Source organism: Pontibacter ramchanderi, assembly GCF_002846395.1.
Classification (GTDB): Bacteria; Bacteroidota; Bacteroidia; order Cytophagales; family Hymenobacteraceae; genus Pontibacter; species Pontibacter ramchanderi.
Genome location: NZ_PJMU01000001.1, coordinates 371566 through 396752, shown reverse-complemented (window position 1 = coordinate 396752; position 25187 = coordinate 371566). Strand labels below are relative to the sequence as shown.

The following is a 25187-nucleotide window of genomic DNA, read 5'->3' as shown; positions in this document are numbered from 1 at the left end:
TTATACCTTTTGTAGATTGCATTTAACGTACCACCTTATCAAGTCCGAACCCGTGCGACAAAATTCACAACAGTCTGACCGACTTACTACCCTGACGCTTTTTGGTTTTCGGAAAGGCCATATCCGTTGGGGTCTGGCCCAGATGGGCACCAAAGGCGCCGAATTGGATCATGTTCCCGGATTACAGTTTTACAAACTGCTGGGCAGTGGCCAGGGCAAAGGCTTTAGCATCAAACCAAATTTCAGAAGGTATGGTCTGATGTGCACCTGGGAAAGTGAAGAGGCCGCCGACGAGTTTTTGGAACGCTCCGACCTCATGCTCGAATACCGGCTGCATGCTTATGAGATCTGGACGGTCAAGTTATTGCCCACGCAGGCACACGGGCTTTGGGATGGCGTGCAGCCCTTCACACCCCAATTATCGGAAAAACAAAACGAGGGGCCAATTGCCATACTGACGAGGGCTTCTATAAATTGGCGCGCATTGCCGCAGTTCTGGCGCTTTACCCCGAAGGTAAGCAAGGCGCTTGAAGAAGCTGAGGGATTAGTATGCTCCATTGGCCTGGGTGAGATTCCGCTCATCAGGCAGGCGACTTTCAGTGTCTGGGAGTCGGTGGAAGCTATGAAAGCCTATGCCTATCGTGGTGACTTGCACAAAGAAGTGATTAAACGCACGCGCGCCGAAAAGTGGTATAGCGAAGAACTTTTCGCGCGCTTTATACCTGTCGAAAGCCAGGGCTTATGGAACGGTGTCAACCCGCTGGCGTCTGTTCTGAGCATAAGTGAATAAACTGTAATTATCGCTTGGAGCGATTCAGAATATCCTCCATCAGATCAATCTGAATTTCCTGGATTTCGAGCAGGCGCTGGTTCTGGTGCACGATCAGGTGGTCAATCTTTTCGTGCAGCAGCCTTATTTCCAGCTCCGCCTTCAGATTCACTTTATAGTCGTACTGTGATCGCTGTCGGTCTTTGGCTTCCTTTCGGTTCTGCGACATCATGATGATGGGCGCCTGGATGGCAGCCAGGCAAGAGAGAATCAAGTTAAGTAGTATAAAGGGGTATGGATCAAAAGGCTGCGTTGCAAGCAGGTATACGTTCACCATCATCCAAAGCAGAATGAAGCCGAAGAAAGCTACGATAAAAGTCCAGCTACCTCCAAAACTCGCTATCCGGTCCGCCATCCTGTCGCCAATCGTCAGGTTTTCCTGCAGTTCCTCTTCGATGTTGGAAGAGAGCAATTCATTTTCCTGAATACTCTCCAAAACCTCTTTCTCTAACTCAGAAATCTCACCAAGTTCTTTCTCCAGCAATTGCTCCAGGTACTTCTTGCGGTACTTGTTCAGATTACCCACTGCTACAAATGATGCATCCGTAAAGTCCGGGTAATCGGCTTGAATCAGCTTAAAAATGGGACGCCGGATGGTGGCTCCCTGCACCAACTGGTTGATGGGGAGTTGCCTTTTTGTGAGGTGACAGAGGGCTGTTTTCAAGGCACGGAAATTGTTTAGAGACTGACACAGAATTGTACGTAATTTACTATACAGGTATAAAAAAAATGCCAGCCTCCTTCTGAGTCATGCTGATGCTTATGGCTATACGCCTTTCAGTGCTTCCTGCAGTTTAGCATTCAAGGCATCGTACAGGCGGTAGCCACGACTCAGCAAACTTACGTTGTGCCCATTGAGCAGGTAAACGCTCGGGAAGGCATTGGCCTGCAAATGACGGGCAATCAGAAAGTCCTGCTTTGTCTTCTCCTTCATTTCATCGGAGTGAAACTTCTCCAAAAATATATCTTCGGCTATACCCAATCCCAAGGCAATTTCAGCCAGTACCTCAGGTTTGGTTACGTCATTGTTGCGGGCATAGAAGGCGCGCTGAACTTCTTCTGCCATTTCCAGTTCTTTCTCAGCTTGCAGGTAGCGCATTGTAATGACAGCGCGGCAAGCCGGTTCTGTGTCGTATACAAAACTTTCACGCTCAAAAAAGCTGAAATCGAAAGCTTGACCTGTCGCTTTTGCTACTTCCTGCCAGTGTTGCTGTACTGCTGCCTTCATTTGATCATCCATCGGCTCCGTCGTACCCGGACGAAGTCCACCAAGCACCAGTTTAAAGTTGAGTTTACCTTCCTGTTCCTTCTTAAGTTGATGGAGCACCGGCGCAAAGCCATAGCACCACGAGCACATCGTGTCCATCACATAAATCAGGTGCGGCACATCCAGCAAGTCGTATTTTTCCATGTCGTTGTTTTTACTTCAAAGTGCAAAGGTAGTTATTGATTGTTAAATGGCTAAATTGTTAAATTGTTGGATGTTTAAACTGTGAGTCACCTCTTCACTTTTAGGAAAAACTTTGAGGATTGAAAATATACCTGTTCTCTCCATACTGCCATGTTGCCGGCACTGGCATGTTAGCGACCGAACGGCCGGCAAAAACAATCAACTATTTAGCCATTCAACAATTCAACCATTTAAAGTATCTTAGCAGCTTGTTTAGATCAAGCGATTACACGAGAAACTATGTCAGAGTATAATTTCAATCAGATTGAGAAGAAGTGGCAGCGTTACTGGGAAGAACACCAGACTTTTAAGGCCACCGAAAACACCGATAAGCCGAAGTACTATGTGCTGGATATGTTCCCCTACCCCTCTGGTGCGGGTTTGCATGTGGGGCACCCACTGGGCTATATCGCCTCTGATATCGTGAGCCGCTACAAGCGTTCCAAAGGCTTTAACGTGCTGCACCCAATGGGCTTCGACTCCTTCGGCCTGCCTGCCGAGCAGTATGCGATTCAAACAGGCCAGCACCCGGCCATCACAACAGAGCAGAACATTGCCCGCTACATCGAGCAGCTCAAAAACATCGGCTTCTCCTACGAGTGGGAGCGTGAAGTGCGCACTTCCGACCCAAGCTACTACAAGTGGACGCAGTGGATCTTCATGCAACTCTTTAACTGCTACTACGATTACACTTCCGACAAAGCTGAGCCTATCGACAAACTGGTAGCTGCTTTTGAGATTAACGGCAATGCCGACATCTATGCAGCCTGCGACGAAGATACACCTTCCTTCTCAGCCGCTGACTGGAAAGCCATGAGCGAGCAGGAAAAAGCGCATACACTTTTAAACTACAGACTAACCTACATTGCTGATGCCGTGGTGAACTGGTGCCCTGCGTTGGGTACAGTATTAGCCAACGATGAAGTAATTGGCGGTCTTTCGGAGCGTGGCGGCTACCCTGTGGAACGCAAACTGATGCGCCAGTGGATGATGCGCATTACCGCCTACGCCGAGCGCCTATTGCAAGGCCTCGACACCATCGACTGGCCAGAGCCGGTGAAGGAAATGCAGCGCAACTGGATTGGTAAATCGGTTGGTGCCGAACTTGATTTCGCTGTAGAGGGCGGTGCTTCCGAAAAGATTAAAGTTTTCACGACCCGCATTGATACCATTTATGGCGCCACCTTTGTGGTGCTGGCACCAGAGCATGAACTGGTAAACGAGGTCACCACGGATGCCCAGCGTACTGAAGTGGAAGCTTACGTGAACGTAGCCAAAAACCGCTCGGAGCGTGAGCGGATGACCGACGTGAAGACTGTTAGCGGTGTGTTTACAGGCACCTATGCCATTAACCCGATCTCCGAAGAGCGTGTACCGATCTGGATCGCAGACTATGTACTGGCAGGCTATGGTACCGGTGCTGTCATGGCCGTTCCGGGCCACGATTCCCGTGACTATGCATTTGCCAAGCATTTTAATTTGCCAATCAGAGAAGTTGTAGCCGGTGGAAATTTAGAAGAAGAGGCCTATGCTGCCAAAGAAGGCAAAATCATCAACTCTGGTTTCTTAAACGGATTGGATGTGAAGGAAGCCATTTCCGCAGGTATAGCCAAAGCTGAAGCGCTTGGTGTAGGCAAAGGACGAACCCAATACCGTATGCGCGACGCCGTGTTTAGCCGTCAGCGCTACTGGGGCGAGCCGGTGCCGGTATACTTTAAAGACGGCATCCCGCAGTTGTTAAACGAAAATGATTTGCCGCTGGAGCTGCCTAAGATCGACGCCTACCTGCCAACCGAGACAGGTGAGCCACCGCTTGGACGCGCAGTGGACTGGAGGTATCAGGAGCAGTACGAGTACGAACTGAGCACCATGCCGGGTTGGGCTGGTTCCAGCTGGTACTGGTACCGCTACATGGATCCGCAGAACGACAACGCCTTTGCTGACAAAGCTAAAATTGAGTACTGGCGCAATGTGGACCTTTACATGGGTGGTGCCGAGCACGCAACCGGTCACCTCCTCTACTCCCGCTTCTGGAACAAGTTCCTGTGCGATCTGGGTCTGGTAGTGGAACAAGAGCCGTTCAAAAAACTGATCAACCAAGGTATGATTCAGGGTCGCTCAAACTTCGTGTACCGCGTGAAGGATAGCAATACTTATGTATCATATGGTCTTCGCAAGCAATACGATACCACACCACTGCACGTAGACGTGAACATTGTGGAGAATGACGAGCTGGATTTGGAAGCCTTTAAAGCCTGGCGTCCTGAAAACACCAATGCGGAGTTTATACTGGAGGACGGTAAGTACATATGCGGCGTAGAGATCGAGAAGATGTCGAAGTCGAAGTATAATGTAGTAAATCCAGACATCCTGGTAGAGCGAAACGGGGCAGACACTTTGCGTATGTATGAGATGTTCCTGGGACCGTTGGAGCAGTTTAAGCCTTGGAATACCAATGGCATGGATGGCGTTACTAAATTCCTGAAGCGTTTCTGGAAACTATTCCATGACAACGATGGCAATTTCGCTGTTTCGGATGATCAGCCAACAGCCGCTGAGTTGAAGTCACTGCACAAGACCGTGAAGAAGGTGGAAGAAGACATCGAGCGCTTCTCATTTAACACTTCCGTTGCTACGTTCATGATTTGTGTAAACGAGCTGACTGCCCTGAAGACAAACAAACGCTCGATCCTGGAGCCTCTAACCATTGCGCTGGCACCATATGCACCGCACATAGCGGAGGAACTATGGGAGAAATTGGGCCATAACGAAAGCGTAACCTTTGCTTCGTACCCTGTATGGGATGAGAAATACCTGGTAGAAAATACCTATGAGTATCCTGTATCTGTGAATGGCAAAACGCGCGGCAAAATTGCCTTTGCTACCGACGCTCCCCGTGAAGAGATGGAAAAAGCTGTTTTGGTAGATGAGCAGATCGTGAAGTTTTTAGAAGGAAAAACACCAAAGAAAATTATTATCGTCCCTAACAAAATCATCAACGTGGTGGTATAAGGAGTTCCATCTTACCACTAACTTTCCAAAAGCCGCTCAGAATCCAAATCTGGCGGCTTTTGGTTTTTTCACCTATCACCCACTGAGCCACCAGTTCACATAGATATAAATAAAAAAAGGATAGCCGGTTAAGCTATCCTTTCGCTGTAGGTTTATTGGGATTTTTATACTGCTTCGTTGAATTGCAGGGCTGCAGTTAGCCGTTCTTCTGCTGTTGAGATAGATTCTCTCGCTTTAGCCAATAGACCTGCTAGCGTAGTAGCTTCTTCTTCGGTAAGACCTTGGAGGAGGTTATCGAGTCGGTACAGGTCATTCCCGATCTTTTCCAGAAGTCTAAACCCCTTGTCAGATATCACGATATTAACCAGGCGTTTGTCGGATATGTTACGCTCTACGTCTACCAGGCCCTTTGTTTTCAGACGTCCAACCAATCGGGAGGTATCCGACATTTTGTCGAGCATGTTATTTCGTAGCACCGAAGTTGATACCGGTTTTGGGTGGTGCTCCCGAAGGATGCGCAAAATATTATACTGCTGGCCCGTCAGGTCATGTTTCTTAAAAAACTCCTCGTAGCTGTTAAGCAGTAAACTGTTTGTTAGGATGATGTTTAGACTGGCGTTTTGCCATTCGTTTCTGTAGGTAAATACACCTACATTGCGTTGAGATTGCATAGTGAGATAGGGTGAATAGTTGCGAAATTGCTCTTAATATACATATAAAGTTTTATATATGTTGCAAATTCCGCTTACCTTATTTCACTCTAAATGACCTCAAAGAAATGCTGAGAGCAGGTTTTTATCCAAAACACTTACAAACAAGCAAACCAGTATATCTTATGTTACAATCCAATGCGTTTTTGTGCCGGATTAGGAGGTGTTTGTTTTGATCTACTTTGAAAAAAATTTTTCTGGATCAAGTGTTTTTGGATTAAAAAAAAGCAGGTTTCTGGTTCTTCGGAAGTTTTGCCACTACCAAGGTATACGAATGATCTATTAACGACTCAAACAAGTGCTGCGGCAGACCAGCCTCGGGGAGGACCGTATTCCAGTGCTTTTTATTCATGTGATAGCCGGGTAATATTTGCCGATGTTGCTCGCGCAGTAGTATCGCCTGCTCCGGATCACATTTTAACGCTACACCCTTGTCGTAGTCAGACAGACTGCAGAACGCAAACATTTTCCCACCCACTTTGAAAACGAGTGTGTCCTGATCAAAGGGAAAACCTTCTGTAACCCCCGGTTTTGCTAAACAATAATCCCTGAAATCCTCGATGTTCATTGAAATACCCTTTTACCAGTGCTTGATGGCAAAGTAAATCATCGCAGCCAGAAACATCAGAATCGAAATTTTATTGATGCTGTGCATGGCACGCAGGTTAAAGTTAGTTTTCCGATTCGCGTCCTTTTTGCGAAAGAAGTATGTCGCTACTTCTGTAAAATCAAATAAGCCTTTCATAAAGTGCGGTAAATAAATTTAAAAAGATGTTGCCGGATGTATCAATAAACTGACTTAACTACAATTAATGTAGCCAGTATTAACAGACTAAGCCTCCATCTGCATCGGTTCTATCCACTTTTCGTCCTCCCGGATCAACTCAATCAGTTCATCCACTGCCCTATCCGCTGGCACGGATTTTTTCACAACTGTCTGGCCACGGTAAAGGGCGATCTTATCTTTGCCAACGCCTACATATCCATAGTCAGCATCCGCCATTTCGCCGGGACCATTAACGATGCATCCCATGATACCGATTTTCACGCCTTTCAGATGATCCGTTCTTTTACGGATCATAGCGGTTGTTTCCTGCAAGTCGAATAACGTACGGCCGCAGCTTGGGCAACTGATGTACTCGGTTTTGCTCATGCGGGTGCGTGCTGCCTGCAGAATGCCAAAGCTCAGGTGGTTCAGCTTGTCAATCGTCTTTAACCAATCCTGTTTCTCCTGTGCAGGCAAAAGCTCAGTGCCCAATAGAACACCGTCCCCTAGTCCGTCAATAAGCAAACCACCCACATCGGTAGAAGCATACAATTGTACCTCATCAGCAGATAACGCCCCGTAAGAGCGCTTGATGATAGCCGGTGTTGCTATGCCGTTGTTCATGAGACGGAAGAAACACTTGCGTAACTCCGGCATGGCATGTTCATTGGAGGTATAAAGAATCAATACAGCCGACGTATCTTGTTTCAGTCGCTCCATTAACTCTTCGGTAAGGCCATGCACATCCGTTTCGATAAAGTTGAGTGTCGGGTGAAGCTGTGAAGCAGATAGGTATTGTTTGACTGTGAGTAATGGATGACGGTGCTCCTGATCTTCAACTAATTGCCAGGGCACGTAATTAATGATCTCTTTCAAGCCATTGGGCAACATGAAGTTGATTGCGTGATCACCTGTATAGATATAGTCTGCACCCAGGTCGTTCATGTTAAACTTATCCAATAGCATGGAATACAAATGTCCTACGCTTTTGAGGTCGGCATACTGAATATCCCGCAGCTGACTCAGGTCAGCAATAACACGTGGCACATTTTGTCCCCCTACATTATCCACTTCCAATGTTTCGCGGCGATGGTACTGAAACGGGTCGATCGGAACATTGCAAAGCGGCTTGATGGGTTGTGCTTTCTGGGCTCGATGGGTATAGCGATCGATCAAGGCCTTGGCCACGGGAGCCTCAGCCTCCGGCGCCTCCGTCAGAGATACGCGCACCGTGTCACCCAGTCCATCTTCCAAAAGGGTACCTATACCTACGGCAGATTTAATGCGACCATCTTCGGCCTCCCCGGCTTCCGTTACGCCCAGGTGCAGTGGATAAGGCTTTAGCCCCTCCTCTTCCAGTTTCTGCACCAGCAAACGGTAGGCCTGCACCATCACCTGTGTGTTAGAGGCTTTCATGGAGATGACAATGTTGTAGTACTGTTCGTCTTCGCAGATGCGGAGAAACTCCAAAGCACTTTCCACCATACCAAGTGGGGTGTCGCCGTAGCGGCTCAGGATACGGTCAGACAAAGAGCCGTGGTTAGTACCGATACGCATGGCTGTGCCATGCTCCTTGCATATGCGCACGAGCGGAACAAAACGTTCGCGGATGCGGTCCAGTTCTGCCTGGTAGGTTTCGTCGTTATACTCTATTACCTCAAACTTCTTCTTGTCGGCATAGTTCCCTGGGTTGATGCGTACCTTCTCTACTATACGGGCAGCCACCTCGGCAGCATTCGGAGTAAAGTGAATATCGGCAACCAACGGGGTGTCATAGCCGCGACGACGAAGTTCTGCCTTGATATGGCGCAGGTTCTCGGCTTCCTTGATGCTAGGTGCTGTAATACGAATATACTCGCAGCCCGCCTCGATCATGCGGATGCACTGCTCCACTGAACCCAGTGTGTCCATCGTATCCACTGTTGTCATGGATTGCACCCGGATCGGGTGATGGGCGCCCATTGGCACTTCGCCGATCTTTACTTCAATGGTTTCTCTGCGTTTGTACTCCGTCAGGCTGGGGCAATAGATCTTGTTCATATATAATAAGGCCTTCGCTAAAGCTTCGTTATCTTAACTTAATTCGAGCCCGCTTTGTTCAACAGGCACAGAGCGTAAATTTAGCATCATTATTTTAAAGAGAAGTATGCGCCGCCAGTTTTGTAGCCGCAATCGATTTTATTCCGAATAATCATCCGGAGTACAGGTATAGCCGGGTATAGAAATTATTGGTAAATTGTTGTATCGATATTTTCAAGCAACGTTTAAAAGTAATGATGAGTGAATGAATATGTTTAGTATTTTAACTATTCAACCCGACAACAATGATACACATGAGTGCTTATATACCTAAAAATGCCGACGAAAAGCTCCGATCACTCCTGCAATGGGGCAAACTACGACAGGAACAAGTGAGTGATGCCTTCTTAATCACAAAGGAGACTGTATTGGGATTCCTGAAACGCCAGATAGAGCACGGTAACTGGCGAGGTGTGCTGGAGGTGCTTAAAGGGAAACCAATGACGCAGGCGGGCAGGTACATGCTCGGCGAACTAAGAAGCAAAGCTGTCCGCAAACTGATCATGCGCATGGGACTTCGACCTGTCATTGCCACAGCCCTCGTTATTGTGCTCCTGCCGATCATACTGGCTAAAGTGGCTGGAGAGGTCATCGGTTGGATTCGAAACCGTAGCTAAACGAAAAGAGCACCTTTGTAGGGTGCTCTTTTTGTAGGTATTACTCTAATTAGCGTCTGAACATCAGCTCGCGGTACTTCACCAACGGCCAATCCTCGTCGTCCACCATCAGCTCTAATTTGTCAACGCTTGTACGGATAGCCTCAAAATAGGTCATCACCTTTTCATTGTAGAAGATCGCCTTCTCGCGTACATCCTCAATCTTATTGGCCACCTTGCGCTGCTGGATCATATCCACCGCGTTGGTCTGGATCGTTTTAATATGGCGCGAAATACGCTTGATCGAGTCCAACGTGGATTCCGTGAATTCATCTTCCAGCCCCAGCTCTTTCAGGCCACGGATGTTCTGGATCAATTTGTTCTGGTACGCAACTGCTGTCGGAATGACGTGGTTAAAAGCAAGATCCCCCATCACACGCGACTCGATCTGGATTTTCTTGATGTATTCTTCCAGTAAAATCTCGTGTCTGGCATGCAGTTCTACCCTGGAAAGGATTCCGTGGCGTGTAAACAGATCCTGAACTTCTTCGCGCAGGTAAACATCCAACGCACGCGGTGTAGACTTAATGTTCGAAAGGCCACGCTTAGCAGCTTCTTCTTCCCACTCCTTAGAATAGCCATTACCCTCGAAGCGAATCGCTTTGGATGCCGCCACATACTCGCGCAGCACCTGGATGATCGCCAGCTCTTTCTTCATGCCTTTATTATCGATCAGATGGTCTACTGCCACACGGAAGTCGATCAATTGGTCGGCCACAATCGTGTTTAGCACGGTCATGGAAGAGGAGCTATTGGCTGACGAACCCACAGCACGGAACTCGAACTTATTGCCTGTGAAGGCAAAAGGAGATGTTCTGTTACGGTCGGTGTTGTCGCGAAGGATTTCCGGGATCTTGTCTATACCTAGTTTCAGGTACATGTTATCGCCTTTTTCCATCGGCACTTTGGCTGTGCGCTCCAGTTCCTCTAAAACCGCAGTTAGTTGCTGCCCTACAAACACCGACATGATGGCCGGAGGCGCTTCGTTGGCACCCAGACGGTGGTCGTTGCTGGCAGAGGCGATGCTGGCACGCAGCAGGTCGGCGTACTTGTGAACCGCCATAACCGTGTTGATGAAGAAGGTAAGGAACTGCAGGTTCTCTTTTGGTTTCTTGCCGGGCGAAAGCAGGTTAACCCCTGTGTTGGTGCTCATGGCCCAGTTATTATGCTTGCCGCTGCCGTTTACACCTTTGTAGGGCTTTTCGTGCAGCAATACTTTAAAGCCATGGCGCTCGGCCACGCGGTCCATGATGTCCATCAGAAGCTGGTTGTGATCCACGGCCAGGTTGGCATCCTCAAAAGTGGGAGCGCACTCAAACTGGTTCGGTGCCACTTCGTTGTGACGGGTTCGCAAAGGTATACCCAGCTTCAGGGCCGATTTTTCGAAGTCAACCATAAAGGAGTGTACGCGGCTAGGTATAGCACCGAAATAGTGATCTTCGAGCTGCTGGCCCTTAGCCGGCGCGTGTCCAAACAAAGTGCGTCCGGTCATTACTAGGTCAGGACGAGCTTCATACAGCGCACGATCTACCAGAAAATATTCCTGCTCTATACCTAGGGTGGTGTTCACTTTCACCACATCCTTGTCGAAATACTGGCAAACAGGTATAGCCGCCTGGTTTAGCAGGTTCAGCGATTTCAGAAGAGGTGTTTTGTAGTCGAGGGCTTCTCCGGTATAGGAAACGAAAATGGTAGGTATACACAGCGTGCGTGTTCCGGCATTCTCGATCAGGAAGGCCGGCGATGATGGATCCCAGGCACTGTAGCCACGAGCCTCGAAGGTATTGCGTATGCCGCCACTCGGGAACGAAGAGGCGTCGGGCTCCTGCTGTACCAAAGCGCTTCCTTTGAAGCTTTCAATTGGATCGCCTTCGTTGGTCAGGTCAAAGAAAGAGTCGTGTTTCTCGGCAGTTGAGCCAGTCAGGGGCTGGAACCAGTGCGTGTAGTGCGTGGCACCCTTGCTCATGGCCCAAGTCTTCATAGCAGCTGCCACGGCATCCGCCAGGTTGCGGTCTACTTTGTCGCCGGCATCGATGGTGGCGCAAAGTCTTTTGAAATTCTCGGTAGACATGGTGGCACGCAGGGCCGAGAAACCGAAAACGTTTTCACCGAAATACTCCGAGATTTTGCTGGAGGGCAGCACTACCTCTGCCGGTTTGCGCTGACTTACCAGTTCGAGCGCTTTGAAACGAAGAATTGCCATGGGTTAAAGGGATTAGGGTATGATTTCGGACCAAAGGTAAAGACAAAATTAATTACTTGTACCGGAAGGGGTATAAAATTTAAGGGGTGTCATCAATAAATTTAATAATAATACTCTATACCCCCCTCAAATTAATGGGGTGATTTGAATTTGGTGCTAAATTTTACGGCTGACAGTTGTGATACTATACCCAATATTTATCTATATGAATTATAATCGGACGCGGTACGTTTAAGAGAGGGTACTTAAATCGTATATTTGCAGCCGTGAAACGAAGCCTTTTATACCAACCACTCTACTTTCTGTTCTGGGTGCTTTATTTTATTGCTGCCAGAACAATTTTCCTACTTTACCACGATAACCGTACTCAGGAACTGTCACAAAACGACCTCTGGACTATTTTTACGAAAGGCCTTCGTCTCGACTTCTCATTCAGTGCCTATGTAAGTGCCATCCCTTTTCTGGCTATTCTGGCTACTACTCTTTTTCCGGGATTGCTGGTGCGTAAGTTTATTCGCCTCTATACCTATAGTGTGTTGGTCTTGCTATCGGTGTTAATGGTAGCAGACTTAGAGCTATATACCTACTGGGGCTTCCGGCTCGACTCCACCCCTATGCAATACCTGAACACACCGGGTGAGATGGCTGCTTCCGCCGCGGGGGCTCCTATTTTGCTGCTCAGTATAATTGCGCTGGCCACCAGTCTGGTCTTTGCCTTGCTGTTCCGATTCACATTCGATTATAAGAACTACCACCTCAACTTCTCTAAATTCACCTATGCAGGTATAGCCCTTTTGTTTTCAGCCTTGCTGGTTCTGCCCATGCGGGGTGGTTGGCAACAGATCCCAATCAACCAGAGCGTAGTCTATTTTTCAGAGAACCCATACGCCAATCACGCGGGTCTCAACATGCCCTGGAACCTGATGGATACCATGCTGAAGTACAATGAGGAAACGCGCAATCCTTATCATTACATGGACCATGAAGAAGCAGCGCGTAAAGTGGCTGAACTTTATACCGCGACGGCAGACTCTTCTGAAAAGATCCTTCGGGTGAAACGCCCTAATGTGCTCTTCATTATTTTGGAAAGCTACACTGCCAAGTTTATTGAAAGCTTAGGAGGAGAACCGGGCGTTACGCCTAACCTCGACCAACTGGCATCGGAGGGCATCAGCTTTACTAAACTTTACTCCAGTGGCGACCGCAGCGAAAAAGGCATGGTGGCGCTGCTGAGCGGATACCCGGTGCAGACGACTACCTCTATTATTAAAAACCCAAAGAAAACAGAGAAGCTGCCACACCTGAGTCAGGTATTTAAGCAGGCAGGCTATGGCACTTCTTATTATTATGGAGGAGAGCTGGAGTTCGCCAACATACGCTCATACCTGCAAAACGGCAAGTACGACCGTCTGATCGACAAGCATGATTTTCCGGCCGAAAGCTATAACTCGAAGTGGGGAGCACATGACCATGTGTTGTTTGAGCGTGTGCTGCAGGATCTGAATACTGAGAAGCAGCCCTTCTTTAGTACGGTCTATACCCTGAGCAGCCATGAGCCTTTTGAGATTCCGATTCCTGCTAAGTTCAAAGGAGACAAAACCAGCGACAAGTTCAAAAACTCTGTTTACTATACCGATTGGGCCTTGGGTCAGTTTATAGATCAGGCTCGACAGCAAACCTGGTGGGACTCGACTTTGGTCGTACTGGTGGCTGATCACGGGCACCCGCTGCCTTACGACGACCCGAACTACCGCAGCACCAAGTTCCGGATTCCATTTATCCTGACGGGTGGTGCCTTGGCTGAAAAAGGTCACACCATCGAGACTATCGGAAGCCAGACTGATATCGCCACGACATTACTTTATCAGCTAGACCTCCCCTACCAGGATTTCAAGTGGGGGCGCAACCTGATGGCGAAAAGTTCTTATCCTTTTGCATTTTATGTTTTTCGGGATGGCTTTACGTTCATCACCCCCGGCAAAGTGGTGTCCTATGATAATATAGGGAAGAAACCCATCCTTAAAGGCAAAGGCGTCACGCGCGAGCAGCTCGAATACGGGAAGGCTTATATGCAGTATTCATTTGAAGACTTTGTCAGAAAGTAAAATAAAACAAGGTATAGCGCTTTCTGATAGACAGCATTTGGAAATGCGTTATATACCTGGTTAGCAGCAGCTTTATTACAACAGCGCTTTAGGCGACTTTCAAATTTTAAATTATTATCTTTGCACCCTACTTATGAAAAAGGTTGCTTTTTATACCCTGGGCTGTAAGCTGAACTACTCTGAAACCAGCACGATCGGAAGAATATTCCAGGAGCGTGGCTTTGAGAAGGTTGAGTTTACCGATACGCCCGATATTTACGTGATCAATACCTGCTCTGTCACCGACAACGCAGACAAGAAATGCCGTAAGATCGTGAAGGAGGCGCAAAAGTTCTCCCCTAACGCGTTTATAACGATTGTGGGTTGCTACGCCCAGCTCAAGCCAAAAGAGATCAGCGAGATCCCGGGTGTTGACGCCGTGTTGGGTGCCGCCGAGAAATTTCAGTTGGTGGACATCCTGGACACCTTCGAAAAGAAAGAGCAGCCACAGGTATACGCCAGTGCCATTAGCGAAGCCAACACGTTCCATAACTCTTACTCCTTCGGCGACCGTACCCGCACCTTTTTGAAGGTACAGGACGGTTGCGATTACTCCTGCACATTCTGCACCATTCCCTTGGCACGCGGCAACAGCCGTTCCGATAGCATTGCCAATGTGGTGCGGTCTGCCAACGAAATTGCTGAATCTGGTGTGAAGGAGATCGTGCTAACTGGAGTGAACACCGGCGACTTCGGTCTGCAGGATGGCGAGCGCGTGGAGACGTTCTTCGGGCTGGTACAGGAACTGGACAAGGTGGAAGGTATAGATCGCTTCCGCATCTCATCTATCGAGCCGAACCTACTCAAAGATGAAATTATTGAGTTTGTGAGCCAGAGCAAGCGTTTCATGCCGCATTTTCATGTGCCATTGCAGTCTGGCTCCAACAAGATTCTGAAGCTGATGCGCCGCCGTTACCTGCGCGAACTATATACCGATCGCGTTGCCAAGATCAAGTCGCTAATGCCACATTGCTGCATCGGCGTGGACGTAATCGTGGGCTTCCCTGGTGAAACGGAAGAGGACTTCCTGGAGACTTACAACTTCCTGAATGGGCTGGATGTGAGCTACCTGCATGTGTTTCCCTATTCTGAGCGCGAAAATACGATGGCTCCTGACATGCCAGGCAAAGTGAGCATCAAGGACCGCAACCGCCGGGCCGACATGCTGCGCATCCTTTCAGAGAAGAAGAAGCGCTTCTTCTACGAGCAAAACGTTGGCCGCGAATTTACAGTGCTGTTTGAGGACGATGTGAAAGACGGCGTGATGGAGGGCTGGACCGAAAACTATGTGCGTGTAGCTGCCAAATACGACCCAGTGCTGGTAAACGAAACAAAGCATGTACGACTGACAGGCATCAACGACCAGGGCCTGATGGAGGCCGAGGAAACTTATACGGAGGTGCTTAAACATTAAAAATTCTGAATTTTTAAAAATAAGCCCTATATTTTCAGCCTGAAACAATCAATAACAGCTTAATTATCTAATTGTGAACCTATCTAGAATCGTTTTGGGAGTCGCTTTGGGCGCTCTAGTAACTGCTTGTAACACAGACCAGAAGCCTCAGGCAACCGGCACAGCCACTACTTCATCTTCAAGCTCAGACACCCTGGCCACTGTCGGCACAGCTGAAATCGTGTACATCAACTCAGACTCGCTTCTGAGCAAATACGAGTATTTCAAAGATGCCCGTACTCGTTTCCAGTCCAAAACGGAGAAGGCTGAGAAAGATTTTCAGTCAAAGGCAGCCGCGTTTGAAAGAGAGGTGCAGAGCTACCAGCGTAACGGAGGCAGTATGACCGTGGAGCAGCGTGCTTCTACGGAGCAGAAACTGGCCCAGCGCCAGCAGCAGCTGCAACAGCAAAGCCAGACCACCGGCAACCAGTTGGCAACTGAAGAGGCAGAAGAGATGAAGAAGATCTACGATCGTGTAGAAGCTTATCTGCAGAAGCTGAGCCAGGAAAGAGGCTACAAAATGGTGCTTACTTATTCAAGAGGCCAAAGCGCGATTCTGTACGGCGACAACTCACTGGATATAACAGAAGAAGTACTGACCGGCCTGAACAGCGAATACGATCAGGAAAAAGAAGCAGCCAAAACAAAGGATACAACTGCTACCAAGAAAAAATAACCTGACACAACATACAGGTATAGCAATAAAAAAGGCGGGCATAAAACCCGCCTTTTTTATTTCCCTTTAGTAGCAAAGCACTCACGCTAACCTTAAACTTGAGCCCTGAAAATGCAGTCTATACCTGTCTATGGTTATATCCCTGTGTTCTGCTTAACTTAGTCAATAGACTTTACGCTATTTGCATTAACACTTTAAAAAGCAGTCTCTCAAGGGTAGACAGGTAGGAGCAACTATAAGTTGTTACATTGTTATTACAGCTACTATACCTTATTCATAGCGCAGCGATTCAATTGGGTCGAGCTTAGAGGCACGACGGGCTGGGTAAAAGCCTGACAGTACGCCCACCAGCACACAGATCGTTAAGCCAACGAACACCCAGATCCAGGGCACTATAAAACCGCCCTCTCCAATCAGCGAGGCGATGCCGTTGCCCATCAGTATACCCAGAAAAATACCGACTATACCACCCAGGATGCAGATCACGATCGCCTCGATCAAAAACTGTTGCTGTATCTGCTGCGCCGTTGCTCCCAAGGCCTTGCGCACACCTATTTCGCGTGTCCGCTCGTTTACTGACACCATCATAATGTTCATCAAACCAACAGAGGCACCCAGCAAGGTGATGAAACCAATAACGAAGCCGCCCACTTTCAAGTAACCCGAAATTTCATTCAGGCTCTGAATCAGGGAGTCACTTCTTCTGATCTCGAAAGACTCCTCCTGACCTAACTTATCCTGCCGCACGTTACGCATCACCCCTGTCGCCTCGCCCATCACATAAGTAAGCTCTTCGGGTCTGGAGATAGATGTCTTGATATTGAAAGTAAGGCTTGCGTTATTAGTCTGCGGAATCTGGCGGCCCGTTTCCAACGGGATCAGGACCATGCGATCGCCGCCATTGCCGCCCATGCTGCTACCGCGTTTCTCCAGTTCGCCCACAACTTTAAAGCGTCGCCCCAAAAAAGTGATGTATTGGTTGATAGGGTCCGTCTTTGGGAAAAGCTTGTCAGAGATCTCTTTGCCTATAATAGCTACGTTCGACCCGAGCTCCAGTTCGTAGGAAGAAAAAGCGCGCCCGCGCTCCAGGTTGAGGTTTTGTCCGGCCAGGTAATGTTCATCGCCGGCAATCACATTAATGTTGGGGTTGGTCTTATCGGTTGTGCTCTTCACTACTGTAGCTCCCGAAACGTTGGCTGAAAGACTTACCTGCGATTTCGTGCCCATGAGCTCTTTGTACTTGGTAGCTTGGTCGTAGGTGATGTCCGGGTATACTTTCTCGGTCCTGCTTTGTCCGTTGCCGCGTCCGCTGTTAAATTTCTTCCGGATGTCAAAAGAGTTGGCACCCAGGCTCGAAAAGGTTTGGTTAAGGGAGTGCTTCATGCCATCGACAGCCGTGAGTATGCCTACCAGCGACATAATCCCGATCGAGATGATCAGGCCAGTAAGGACGGTACGGAGCAAATTACTCTTGATGGCTCGAATACTTTCCCGTATATTTTCTAACTGGTCCATAGTTCAGGTTTTATATGCGAAACGTTCCCCTCTGCGTTAAGTATAAGAAGAGACCTCTGGTTTGTAATTCTTCTCCAATATCTGAAAAAAGAACCAATTTCGATACATTTGTTACCATATGTTAAGCCCATGAAATTATTCCGTCTCATTTTTCTGCTTACCGCATACCTGGTGCTCCCCTTTCATGCGTTCAGCTCCACTGTTTTGATACCGATGGACGAGACGCAGAAGGATCACCTGAAGTCGTATGGGGCGGCCTATTGGGTTCTTACAAAAAGCGTGTCAGTGGATTGGTTGCTTAATTTCAGAGGAGGGAGTTTTGCTTTTCAGCACGCGCCGCAGCTCGAGAATGAGTTGATCGTGCGGGGCATCAGCTACCAGGTTATCTCAGATGCGCAATACAACACAATCCTTACCCAGATCAGCGACCCGGAAGCGAACATGGATGTGATGAAGCTGGAGAAGGTACCCAAGATCGCTGTCTATACCCCCAAATCTAAAATGCCCTGGGATGATGCTGTTACGCTGGTGCTGACCTATGCCGAAATACCCTACGACAAGGTATACGACGAGGAAATCATGCGCGGCGACCTTCCCAAGTACGATTGGTTACACCTTCACCACGAAGATTTTACGGGCCAGTACGGCAAGTTTTACTCAAGCTACCGCCACTACCCCTGGTACCAGGAGCAGCAACGCGATTCAGAGGCTTCGGCCAAATCGCTTGGCTTTAACAAGGTATCCGACCTTAAAGGAGCCGTGGCGCGCACCATCCGTGACTTTTGTGCCGGAGGAGGCTTTTTGTTTGCCATGTGCTCTGCCACCGACACTTATGATATTGCCCTGGCTGCAGAAGGAATTGATTTTGTAGAAGCGATGTACGACGGCGATGGAGCAGATCCGAATGCACAGAGCAAGCTCGACTTCGGGAAGACATTTGCCTTCAAGGATTTTTCGCTGGTACGCAACCCACTCGAGTACGAGTACTCCAATATCGATATGCAGCCGCAGGAGCGCGGCCTGACAGAACCGAATGACTTCTTTCAGCTCTTTACTTTTTCAGCCAAGTGGGACCCCATCCCGACCATGCTCACGCAGAATCATGCCAAAACAATAAAAGGGTTTATGGGCCAGACCACTGCTTTCCGTAAAGGGCTGGTAAAACCCGAGGTTGTAGTAATGGGTGAGAATAAAGAAGTTGGTGAAATCAGGTATATGCACGGCACCTACGCCCGCGGAACCTGGACCTTTTATGGTGGTCACGATCCGGAGGATTATCAGCATTTAGTGGGCGAAGACCCCACCGACCTGGCCCTTCACCCCAACTCGCCCGGCTATCGTCTCATACTCAACAATATCCTCTTCCCAGCTGCTAAAAAGAAGAAGCAGAAGACGTGAGAACAGTTAACGGTAATCAGTTATTTTTTATCAGTTAACAAATTCTGATCACTCACTTAGGGTATCCATATAAAAGAAATCCTCGGATCTCAGAACCGAAGATTTCATTTATATTATATTGTCAACTGATAACTGTGCATTTGTTCACTGTTCTAGTGCATCCTATCCGGACGGGGTTCCAGATTTCGGATGATTTCGGCTTCGATGTCCAGCAGTTCTTTCAGGCGGGCGTCTACTACTTCGGCGGGCATGTATTCTTTGGCCAGCTTCACGAAACTCACATAGTGTCCGGCTTCTGAAACCATCAGTTCATAATAGAATCTCTGCAAATCCTCGTCCTGAATGTTTTTCCAGAGCAGCTTAAAACGTTCGCAGCTGCGCGCCTCGATCAGGGCATTTACCAGTAGGTGATCCATCAATTGTCGCTCGCGCTGCCCGCCTTTTCGGATGTGCTTTGTCAGTTCCACCACATATTCGTCAGGCCGGTTCCGGCCCAGTCCCCAGCCGCGCTTCTTAAGTTCTGCCATCACGCGCTCAAAATGACTCCACTCCTCGGCTACCAGGTCCGTCATCTCCTCTACCAGGCGGGTTTTGTCGGGGTATTTTACAATTAGGGAAATGCCAGAGGTAGCCGCTTTCTGTTCGCAATAAGCGTGGTCTACCAGAATCTCTTCAATGTTTTTCTCGGCAATATTCACCCAACGCGGATCGGTCGGGAGCTGGAGGCGTAATATGGTTTTGGTAAACTGGGAAGACATAGGTATAAATTGGTTAGTCGAAGAACATCCACTTGATGCCGAAGACAAAACTTGTGCGCATACCCGGGTAATACGGAGTTGTAAAATAGCCAGGCGCGGTAATATCGGAAGCGATGTTCGACATTTTCAGGAACACGTTCAGGTTTTTGATGTCGGCGGTGATAAACACGTCAGCAATTGGGTATGGCTCAATCGTGAACCCGTTTTGTAGGTGAAACTGCTGCGTGACAGGCATGTAGGCATCTGCCAGGTAGGAGGTTGGCGTGTAAACCTGCACCCCAAACTGGCCAACAAGTGCTCTCCTGAAGAGTGCTCCCTCAAAGTACAGTTTCGAGTCGAAAAGCCATTCAGGTATACGGATGACAGGCGCGTCGTTCGTGTTGGTGTAGGCGATGAAATTTTCGAAGTGGAATTTACCAAAACGGATATGGTGCTGGATCTCGGCGCCAAATACCTGCTGGTTGGCAGCATACTGACGTGGTACAGCAACCGTATCAAAATAAATATGGCGTTTGATATGATTGTAGTGTCCGGTTAAGCGTACAAACTGGCGCTCGCCAAGCTTAGTTGCTAAAGTTGCTTCCAGGCGATCCGTCACTGAATTGTTGAAGTTATTTGTACTCGGATTCCACTCAAAGTGGTTGCTGATCATGCGTTGCTCAACCAGTGAAGGAGAGCGTAGCACCCGCATCAAACGGCCTTGTAGCGGACCCAATTTAGCCGTGGCCCCCACCTTGTAGTCGTTCGTCATCTGAAACTCCCCGTCAAAGGATAGCAATGCCTGTCGGTACATCAGGCGGAATTCGCCACCTACAAACAGCTGGTTCATCTTTTCAGTACCTTCCGCATAAAACTCGGTACTATCTTGTTGAGCAGTGGCCAGTGATCTATAATCTAGTTTTGAATTTCGGAATTTGGCGTAGGCCTTGTAGAATGACAGCTTATTGTTACCAGTCACACCTGCGACGTTTTCCATTTCCCGATAGGCAGTGCGGTCATCTGTGCGATTTAGGGCATTATTGATAATTGCCGGATAAAAAATTGGAGTGCCTGCATTATCTGCCAGCCTCGGTATGGCATCGTCCTGGAATATATCATTTTGAGAGCCCCAGTCAAAGCTGTGGAAAAACTTCAGGTTCTCACCTGCCAGCTTGTAGATATGCATCAGGTGATAGTTGTTACGGAGCTCGCGGGTCGATGCCTGCGTCAGATTAGTAAGCGCCTGCTGGAACAGGAAAAGGTTAGCTTCGCCGGGTGCAATCCCACCGTTTTCGATCTGCTCGTGGTTGAGGTGCGTAAAATTGGCAAACAGGTGATACTTCTCGTTTTCGGAACGGTAGTGGGTGAATGCCTTTACGGCCTGACTACTCAAGTAGCCGTCGCGCCGCAAATTAGAAACACCTAACTGGCGGTTTCCCGAAATAATCTGGTAGGCAACCCCTGCGTTCCAGCGCGGCGTAATATTGCGGGCGTGTACAGCTTCAAAAACCTGCTCCCCTCTTTGGCCCTGAATATAAAAAATGTGCGAGTAGGGAGATCGGGTGTCGTAGTAGTTGATGCGGCGAGGGTCGTAGGCATAGCGGTCGAACACGTTTTTGCCCAGTCTGGCGCCAATCTTATGAGGTGCTCTGAAAAGGATGGGCTTGGATGCAGTACCCACATTGCCCAGGTGCTGAAAGTGTACCGTGTCATGATACCAGAATCGCTCATTATGCATGTTGTTGATGCTGGTATCAATGCGCTGCAGGATGTAGCGCCCCTCCAACACGTCGTTCTCGTACAACTGCAATGTCGTTTTAGGGCTAAAGAGCACTTTCGTTGTGTCATCAACGATCTGGGACTGTGCCTGTGCGGCGCCAGCCAGACCCACCAGGAGCCATATTACTGCTAAGAGCTTACTTTTCACGAGCCAAAATTAGTGATTTTCATGCAACCCGTATACGTACTGCCATGAAGTATACGGTGTTTTCGTTTAAATTTTGTCCGTAGCCTTCGATCCCAGGGCATGAAAAGCACTCATGTGCTGCTGGATGAGCTTATCAAACACCTCACCTTGCTGCAGAAAACAGACCTCGATCGGCACATAGAACACAGGCAACAGTTTTGTTACGGCAGCAAGCGCACCATCCATCAGTTTTACAGCATCTTTTCGCGTCATAATGATACTTAAAGACTTATCAGCATGTTGTTCTAGTGAGTCTTTAACTTTTTCCAAATCAGCTAAAGTATAGTTGTAATGATCCGGATAAGATAAGTGCTGCTCGATTTCGTAACCCTGATCTGTTAAATACTCTTTCAGGGGTATGGGATTGGCTATACCTGTGAGAAGCACACAGCGTTTGGCGAGCGGCGCAGCATTTCCAATGCCTACCGGGTGGCCGTAGCGAAAAGCACTGAAAAAAACAGGGGTCTCGGCTCGGGTGTACTGCTTTACCTGCTTCGTTACAGTAGCAAGCTGAGTTGCCTCCAATTCAACCGGACATTTTGTTACGATAACCACATCCGCACGTCGGGCCCCGCTACGCGGTTCCCGCAACAAGCCAGTTGGCAACACATGGTCTTTATAAAAAAGACGTCCATAGTCTGTCAGCATCAGATTCAGCGATGGGGTAACAGGCCGATGCTGCATCGCGTCATCCAGCACCACAACCTCTGTATCCGGACGCAAGCGTAGCAGCTGCACTATTCCTGCCGGCCTACTTTCGCATACGGCCACAGTGGCATCCGGGAAATCGAGGTGATACTGATAGGGCTCATCTCCCAGCGTTTCTGCCGTAGTTTGTTCGTCAGCCAGCACAAAGCCTTTGCTTTTCCGGCGGTAGCCCCTGCTCAGTACGGCTGTTTTTCTATCCGATACCAAACGCAGCAAATATTCCACGTGCGGAGTTTTACCGGTACCTCCCACCGTCAGGTTGCCCACCGATATAACCGGCAAATCAAAGCGCTCTGAGCGGAACCATCCTGTGTCGTACAGCCAGTTCCGCAACAGCATGATGCCGCCGTAGAGGATTGAAAAAGGCCATAGCAAGTAACGCAGTAAAGTCATATGGAGTGGCTATACCTTGCAAAGGTATAGAAATATGCGCAAAGGCATTGTCAGAACTTGATTTGTATACCTTAGAAACACTATATTTAGTACCGACTATATCCGACCCCATATTGCACCACATGAAAACAAACCGATCACTTACTCTATTTTCACTCTTGCTGTTTTATTGTGCAGCCGGCTGCACCCCTTGCGCTACCATGCGTTCAGAGCCGCCCGCACCTGTCTCCTTTTACCTCGTGGATGCCTCAGGCAGCAGTCCGTTCTCCAACCCCAGCACAGGGCTGCACCCCGATTCTGTTCAACTGATCCTCGATGGAGAGCCGTTTAACTACCTCTTTACGGGCACCGATGAAAAAGTAAACCACCTGATATTTGAGACGTACCCCGTCATTTATACCAAGTCGCGGGTGCGCATGCTCTTACAAATCAGCAGTCATAATACCGACACGCTGGACATAGCCTATACCGTCAACCGGGGCAAGTGCTATACCGACTATACCTATTCAGGTTTTTACTTTAATGGCAAAGAGCTCAAACGCCAGCCTGAGACCGGTTATCTGCAACTCCAGGTGCTTTAAATTTCCAGCCTTGGCCTGATCTTCTTAATTTGGTGCTTTCAATAACAAACCAGACTATGAAAGAGAATACCTCCATCGGCGATATAATAAGAGTGCTCGAGCAGTATGCCCCCATACCTTACCAGGAAAGCTACGACAATTCCGGCTTGCAAACAGGCCATGCCAGCGATGAAGTTAAAGGCGTGTTGTTGACACTGGATTGTACCGAAGCGGTTGTTGAAGAGGCCATAGCCATAGGCTGCAATCTGATCGTAGCCCATCACCCGGTCATCTTCAAAGGGCTCAAAAGCCTGACTGGCCGGAGCTACGTGGAGCGCACCATCATCAAAGCCATCCAAAATAACATCGCCATCTACGCCTGCCACACAAACCTCGACAGTGTGCACAATGGCGTGAACGCCAAGATCGCCGAAAAGCTGAAGCTGCAGCACACCAGAATCCTCACCTCCAAACCGCATACACTCATGCAGCTGGCCTTTTTCGTGCCTGTAGCGCAAACCGACCAGGTGCTGGCCGCTATCCATAAGGCCGGCGCAGGACAGATCGGCGAGTACAGCGATTGCAGTTTTCAGGTACAGGGAACCGGACGCTTTAAGCCCTCCGATAATGCTGACCCTGCCATCGGAGAGAAAGGCAAGCCAGAACAAGTGCAGGAGAACCGGGTGGAGGTACTATTTCCGGCCTTTAAACAGCAACGCATTATGACGGCCCTGTTAGAAGCACACCCTTACGAAGAGGTGGCCCATTACCTGACCCTGCTCGAGAACGGCAACCAGGAAGTAGGCATTGGCATGATCGGGGAACTGGAGACGCCTCTAACAGAGCAGGAATTCCTGGCCTACCTGAAACGACACATGCAGTTGCCAGGCGTGCGCTATACGGCTGTAGGCGAAAAGCAGATTAAGCGGGTGGCGGTTTGCGGCGGCTCGGGCAGTTTCCTGATCAAGGACGCGCTGCGACAGGGCGCTGACGCCTATGTAACGGCCGATGTGAAATACCACGAATTCTTCGATGCGGAGGGCTGTTTGCTGATCGCCGACATCGGACACTATGAAAGTGAGGTATTTACAAAGGAGATTTTTTATGATACAATTTCCAAAAACTTTACTAATTTTGCAGTCTATTTATCGGAAGTAAACACAAACCCTATCAGATACACCTATTAACTACATGGAAAGTACGGTAGCCAGCAAATTAGAAGCACTGCTAAAGCTTCAGAGTATCGATTCGCAGCTTGACGAAATCAGACGAGTAAGAGGCGATTTACCAGAAGAGGTTCAGGACCTCGAAGATGAAATTGAGGGCTATGAGGTAAGGGTTCGTAAGTTTGACGATGAAGTGGCCGCTCTGAACGACAGCATTGCCCAGCGCAAGCAGTCTATCAAAGACGCTGAAGGTCTGATCCGCAAGTACGAAGACCAGCAGACAAACGTACGCAACAACCGCGAGTACGACGCCATCACAAAAGAAATCGAACTGCAGAAACTGGAGATCCAGATTGCAGAGAAGAAAATCAAAGAAGCCCACTACCAGATCGAGCAGAAGATCAACGAGATCGAAGGCACGAAAAACCGCCTGGAAGAGCGTCGCAAAGACCTTGACAACAAAAAGCACGAGCTTGACCAAATCGTAGCAGAGAGCGAAGAAGAGGAAAAGAACCTGGAGAAAGACCGCGAAACAGCCGCGAGTCAGATCGAAGAGCGCCTGCTGACTGCTTACAACCGAATCCGCAAGAATGTGCGCAATGGCCTCGCCGTGGTGCTTGTGAAGCGTGATGCCTGCGGTGGTTGCTTCAACACAGTTCCTCCTCAGCGCCAGGCTGACATTGCAGCCCAGAAAAAAGTGATCGTATGCGAGCACTGTGGCCGTGTGATGGCTGGTGTGGAGCAGCGTATCTACTAAATGCTGATA

General features: G+C 48.7%; 21 protein-coding genes. 10 read left to right on the top strand and 11 right to left on the bottom strand.

Features of this window, described 5'->3' with window-relative positions; genetic code table 11:
• Positions 1–16 precede the first annotated feature (16 nt).
• Positions 17–790 (top strand): spheroidene monooxygenase, encoded by a 774-nt coding sequence (locus BD749_RS01705; RefSeq protein ID WP_245868617.1) that lies wholly within the window; start codon positions 17–19, stop codon positions 788–790.
• Positions 791–797: 7 nt separating this feature from the next.
• Here the strand turns inward: BD749_RS01705 and BD749_RS01700 are convergent, their stop codons facing one another.
• Complete coding sequence (locus BD749_RS01700) at positions 798–1493, bottom strand: DUF1003 domain-containing protein (RefSeq protein ID WP_101442648.1); 696 nt, start codon at positions 1491–1493, stop codon at positions 798–800.
• A 102-nt stretch (positions 1494–1595) separates the two neighbouring features.
• Complete coding sequence (locus BD749_RS01695; RefSeq protein WP_101442647.1) at positions 1596–2240, bottom strand: DsbA family protein; 645 nt, start codon at positions 2238–2240, stop codon at positions 1596–1598.
• A 279-nt stretch (positions 2241–2519) separates the two neighbouring features.
• Here BD749_RS01695 and leuS point away from each other — a divergent pair, with 279 nt between their 5' ends.
• The gene (gene leuS, locus BD749_RS01690) at positions 2520–5291 is read left to right on the top strand and encodes a leucine--tRNA ligase (RefSeq protein ID WP_101442646.1); all 2772 of its coding nucleotides are present in this window, start codon (positions 2520–2522) and stop codon (positions 5289–5291) included.
• 164 nt (positions 5292–5455) lie between these two features.
• Here leuS and BD749_RS01685 read toward each other — a convergent pair whose 3' ends face one another.
• The 4 genes from BD749_RS01685 to ispG all read right to left on the bottom strand — a co-directional run bounded on the left by BD749_RS01685 (position 5456) and on the right by ispG (position 8807).
• Positions 5456–5962: a MarR family winged helix-turn-helix transcriptional regulator gene (locus BD749_RS01685; RefSeq protein ID WP_101442645.1), complete on the bottom strand. Its 507-nt coding sequence runs from the start codon at positions 5960–5962 to the stop codon at positions 5456–5458.
• A 256-nt stretch (positions 5963–6218) separates the two neighbouring features.
• On the bottom strand, positions 6219–6569 hold the full coding sequence (locus tag BD749_RS01680; protein ID WP_101442644.1) for an MmcQ/YjbR family DNA-binding protein: 351 nt from the start codon (positions 6567–6569) through the stop codon (positions 6219–6221).
• A 12-nt stretch (positions 6570–6581) separates the two neighbouring features.
• The gene (locus BD749_RS19290) at positions 6582–6746 is read right to left on the bottom strand and encodes a DUF6728 family protein (protein ID WP_180336291.1); all 165 of its coding nucleotides are present in this window, start codon (positions 6744–6746) and stop codon (positions 6582–6584) included.
• A gap of 87 nt (positions 6747–6833) precedes the next feature.
• Complete coding sequence (gene ispG, locus BD749_RS01675; protein WP_101442643.1) at positions 6834–8807, bottom strand: (E)-4-hydroxy-3-methylbut-2-enyl-diphosphate synthase; 1974 nt, start codon at positions 8805–8807, stop codon at positions 6834–6836.
• Positions 8808–9091: 284 nt separating this feature from the next.
• On the opposite strand from ispG, the gene BD749_RS01670 reads away from it, so the two are divergent.
• Entirely contained in the window at positions 9092–9463 is a 372-nt protein-coding gene (locus BD749_RS01670; RefSeq protein WP_101442642.1) for a hypothetical protein, read from the top strand.
• Positions 9464–9512: 49 nt separating this feature from the next.
• Here BD749_RS01670 and BD749_RS01665 read toward each other — a convergent pair whose 3' ends face one another.
• Positions 9513–11705: a glutamine synthetase III family protein gene (locus BD749_RS01665; protein ID WP_101442641.1), complete on the bottom strand. Its 2193-nt coding sequence runs from the start codon at positions 11703–11705 to the stop codon at positions 9513–9515.
• A gap of 266 nt (positions 11706–11971) precedes the next feature.
• Between BD749_RS01665 and BD749_RS01660 the strand changes: the two genes are divergently transcribed.
• The 3 genes from BD749_RS01660 (at position 11972) to BD749_RS01650 (ending at position 15978) form a co-directional block, all read left to right on the top strand.
• Positions 11972–13810, top strand: a complete 1839-nt coding sequence (locus BD749_RS01660; protein ID WP_143741211.1) for an LTA synthase family protein — start codon at positions 11972–11974, stop codon at positions 13808–13810.
• Between the two features lie 133 nt (positions 13811–13943).
• On the top strand, positions 13944–15263 hold the full coding sequence (mtaB, locus tag BD749_RS01655) for a tRNA (N(6)-L-threonylcarbamoyladenosine(37)-C(2))-methylthiotransferase MtaB (protein WP_101442639.1): 1320 nt from the start codon (positions 13944–13946) through the stop codon (positions 15261–15263).
• Positions 15264–15336: 73 nt separating this feature from the next.
• Positions 15337–15978 (top strand): OmpH family outer membrane protein, encoded by a 642-nt coding sequence (locus BD749_RS01650; RefSeq protein WP_245868614.1) that lies wholly within the window; start codon positions 15337–15339, stop codon positions 15976–15978.
• A gap of 270 nt (positions 15979–16248) precedes the next feature.
• Here the strand turns inward: BD749_RS01650 and BD749_RS01645 are convergent, their stop codons facing one another.
• The gene (locus tag BD749_RS01645) at positions 16249–17493 is read right to left on the bottom strand and encodes an ABC transporter permease (RefSeq protein ID WP_101442637.1); all 1245 of its coding nucleotides are present in this window, start codon (positions 17491–17493) and stop codon (positions 16249–16251) included.
• A 129-nt stretch (positions 17494–17622) separates the two neighbouring features.
• Between BD749_RS01645 and BD749_RS01640 the strand changes: the two genes are divergently transcribed.
• A complete protein-coding gene (locus BD749_RS01640) occupies positions 17623–18891 on the top strand; it encodes an asparagine synthetase B (protein WP_101442636.1) in 1269 nt (422 codons plus the stop codon).
• A gap of 152 nt (positions 18892–19043) precedes the next feature.
• On the opposite strand, the gene miaE is transcribed toward BD749_RS01640, so the two are convergent.
• The 3 genes from miaE to lpxK all read right to left on the bottom strand — a co-directional run bounded on the left by miaE (position 19044) and on the right by lpxK (position 22695).
• Positions 19044–19649, bottom strand: a complete 606-nt coding sequence (gene miaE / locus BD749_RS01635) for a tRNA-(ms[2]io[6]A)-hydroxylase (protein WP_101442635.1) — start codon at positions 19647–19649, stop codon at positions 19044–19046.
• Between the two features lie 13 nt (positions 19650–19662).
• On the bottom strand, positions 19663–21555 hold the full coding sequence (locus BD749_RS01630) for a putative porin (RefSeq protein ID WP_101442634.1): 1893 nt from the start codon (positions 21553–21555) through the stop codon (positions 19663–19665).
• Between the two features lie 66 nt (positions 21556–21621).
• Positions 21622–22695, bottom strand: a complete 1074-nt coding sequence (gene lpxK / locus BD749_RS01625) for a tetraacyldisaccharide 4'-kinase (RefSeq protein ID WP_101442633.1) — start codon at positions 22693–22695, stop codon at positions 21622–21624.
• A 200-nt stretch (positions 22696–22895) separates the two neighbouring features.
• Between lpxK and BD749_RS01620 the strand changes: the two genes are divergently transcribed.
• Genes BD749_RS01620 through BD749_RS01610 form a run of 3 tightly spaced genes read left to right on the top strand, consistent with a single transcriptional unit; the run spans position 22896 to position 25178 of the window.
• Positions 22896–23276, top strand: coding sequence for a hypothetical protein (locus BD749_RS01620; RefSeq protein ID WP_143741210.1), 381 nt, complete (start codon positions 22896–22898; stop codon positions 23274–23276).
• A 56-nt stretch (positions 23277–23332) separates the two neighbouring features.
• Positions 23333–24442 (top strand): Nif3-like dinuclear metal center hexameric protein, encoded by a 1110-nt coding sequence (locus tag BD749_RS01615; RefSeq protein WP_101442631.1) that lies wholly within the window; start codon positions 23333–23335, stop codon positions 24440–24442.
• Between the two features lie 4 nt (positions 24443–24446).
• A complete protein-coding gene (locus BD749_RS01610) occupies positions 24447–25178 on the top strand; it encodes a zinc ribbon domain-containing protein (protein ID WP_101442630.1) in 732 nt (243 codons plus the stop codon).
• The last annotated feature ends 9 nt before the right edge of the window (positions 25179–25187 follow it).